Source organism: Streptomyces alkaliphilus, assembly GCF_014141535.1.
GTDB classification, from domain to species: domain Bacteria; phylum Actinomycetota; class Actinomycetes; order Streptomycetales; family Streptomycetaceae; genus Streptomyces; species Streptomyces alkaliphilus.
The window spans coordinates 1-2,389 of the sequence record NZ_VKHT01000797.1; the positions used below are offsets into that span (position 1 = coordinate 1).

Sequence of the window (2,389 nt, forward strand, 5' to 3'; positions counted from 1 at the left end):
GGTCGGGGTGGAGCATCACGCGGTAGGCCCAGGCCCAGTGGCGCATGAGCAGGTGGGTGTTGAAGCGCAGGAAGGCCACCGCGACCGGCCGGCCCGGCGCGGTCCGATCCGCCGCGCCCGCCCCGGCCGGCGGCTCGGTCCGCCCCAGGACCAACTCCGCCGAACCGTCGGTGAGCTGCCGCTCGTGCTCCTCCAGCAGCGGTGCGACATCGCCCGGGCCCACCGGCGGCACGAGGCCGACGGCGCCCCCCGCGTTGGTGACCTCCGCCCACAGCGACCGCAGCCCCGCGGCGTCCTCCGGGGAGAGCCCGGTGGTCGTTTCATACTGCACGTTCATGGCGCGACCCTAGCCCCGTCCCCCGGCGGGGCCGGGGGGATTCCGCCCACCGGACGACGGGGCCGCGCGGCCCCGTGCCGGGCGTCACAACCGCATCGGCTGCGGCTCCTCACGCCGGTCGGGGTCCGGACCGTCGTAGGAACGGATGACCTCGTACCGGGTGTTGCGCTCCACCGGCCGGAAACCGGCGTCGCGGATCAGCTCCAGCAGGTCGTCGCGGGTCAGCTTGTCCGGGGTCCCGAAGGAGTCCGCGTCGTGGGTGATCTTGTACTCCACCACCGAGCCGTCCATGTCGTCGGCACCGTGCTGGAGGGCGAGCTGCGCGGTCTGCACGCCGTGCATCACCCAGAACACCTTCACGTGCGGGACGTTGTCGAACAGCAGCCGGGAGACCGCGAAGGTCTTCAGCGCCTCGGCCCCGGTGGCCATGGTGGTGCGGGCCTGGAGGCGGTTGCGGATCTTGCCGTCCTTCATGTCCACGAAGTCGTGCTGGTAGCGCAGCGGAATGAAGACCTGGAAGCCACCGGTCTCGTCCTGGAGTTCGCGCAGCCGCAGCACGTGGTCCACCCGGTGTCGGGGCTCCTCGATGTGCCCGTACAGCATCGTGCAGGGCGTCTTCAGACCCTTCTCGTGCGCCAGGCGGTGAATGCGGGACCAGTCCTCCCAGTGGGTGCGGTGGTCCACCATGTGCTGCCGGACCTCCCAGTCGAAGATCTCGGCGCCGCCGCCGGTGAGCGACTCCAGACCGGCGTCGATCAGCTCGTCGAGGATCTCGGAGGCGGAGAGTCCGGAGATGGTCTCGAAGTGGTGGATCTCGGTGGCGGTGAACGCCTTGAGCTGCACCGTCTTCGGCAGTGCCTCCTTCAGCGCCCGCAGCGACCGGGGGTAGTACCGCCAGGGCAGGGTGGGGTGCAGGCCGTTGACGATGTGCAGTTCGGTGAGGCTCTCGCCCTCCATCGCCTTCGCCAACCGCACCGCCTCCTCGATGCGCATGGTGTAGGCGTCCTTCTCCCCCGGCTTGCGCTGGAAGGAGCAGTACGCGCACGAGGCCGTGCACACGTTGGTCATGTTCAGGTGGCGGTTGACGTTGAAGTACACGACGTCGCCGTTCTTGCGGGTGCGCACCTCGTGCGCCAGCCCGCCCAGCCAGGCCAGGTCGTCGGACTCGTAGAGGGCGACGCCGTCCTCGCGGCTCAGCCGCTCGCCGGCACGGACCTTCTCCTCCAGCTCGCGCTTGAGCCCCGCGTCCATGTGTCGCGCCTCCTCGCTCATCCGGACCGCCCGGCACAGCCCGGGGTGTCCGCTGTTCGTTCCCGGCCCGCCCGGCGGACCGGCCACGCCGGTCGTGCGACCGGCCCTCCGACGAGGTTACGCCGTGTCCCCGGGGTTTCCGCCGACCGGCCCGGCCCCCGCGTCCCGGACTACTCGGGCAGCGCGCCGACCCGGTTCTCCCACTTGGTGGAGAGCACGATGGTGGTGCGGGTGCGCGAGACGCCCCGGGTGCCCGACAGCCGGCGGATGATCCGCTCCAGGCCGTCCACGTCGGGAGCACGGACCTTGAGCATGTAGGAGTCGTCGCCGGCGATGAACCAACAGTCCTCGATCTCCTGGAGGTCCCGCAGCCGGTGCGCGATCTCCTGGTGATCGGTGGCGTCCGAGAGCTGGATGCCGATGAGGGCGGTCACCCCCATGCCCAGGGACGCGGAGTTGACGGTGGCCCGGTAACCGGTGATCACCCCGGCCGCCTCCAACCGGTTGATCCGGTCGGTCACGCTCGGGCCGGAGAGACCGACCAGACGGCCCAGCTCCGCGTAGGAGGCGCGCCCGTTCTCCCGCAACGCCTGGATGAGCTGCCTGTCCACCGCGTCCATGTCCGCCCCCTGCCTCCCGCCGTCCGTCACCCGTGGTCCGAACAGTCCCCGTCCCCGTGCCCCGGGGACGCCGTACCGCCGTGCCGGTGCGCACCGGCACCGTACCGGTTCGACCTCCGATTCCAAGGCTATCGGGGGTTCGTGGCCTGCGACCGCGCGGCCCCACCCCCCAGCTGACCCC

At 71.2% G+C, this 2,389-nt stretch carries 2 protein-coding genes and 1 pseudogene; all 3 read right to left on the bottom strand.

Annotated elements, in window-relative coordinates; genetic code table 11:
- Positions 1-337, bottom strand: a pseudogene (locus tag FNQ90_RS19860) (GNAT family N-acetyltransferase); the annotation flags it as partial.
- 84 nt (positions 338-421) lie between these two features.
- Positions 422-1,588, bottom strand: coding sequence for an aminofutalosine synthase MqnE (mqnE, locus tag FNQ90_RS19865; protein ID WP_182607611.1), 1,167 nt, complete (start codon positions 1,586-1,588; stop codon positions 422-424).
- A 170-nt stretch (positions 1,589-1,758) separates the two neighbouring features.
- Positions 1,759-2,208, bottom strand: a complete 450-nt coding sequence (locus FNQ90_RS19870; protein WP_143620425.1) for an Lrp/AsnC family transcriptional regulator — start codon at positions 2,206-2,208, stop codon at positions 1,759-1,761.
- Positions 2,209-2,389 lie beyond the last annotated feature (181 nt).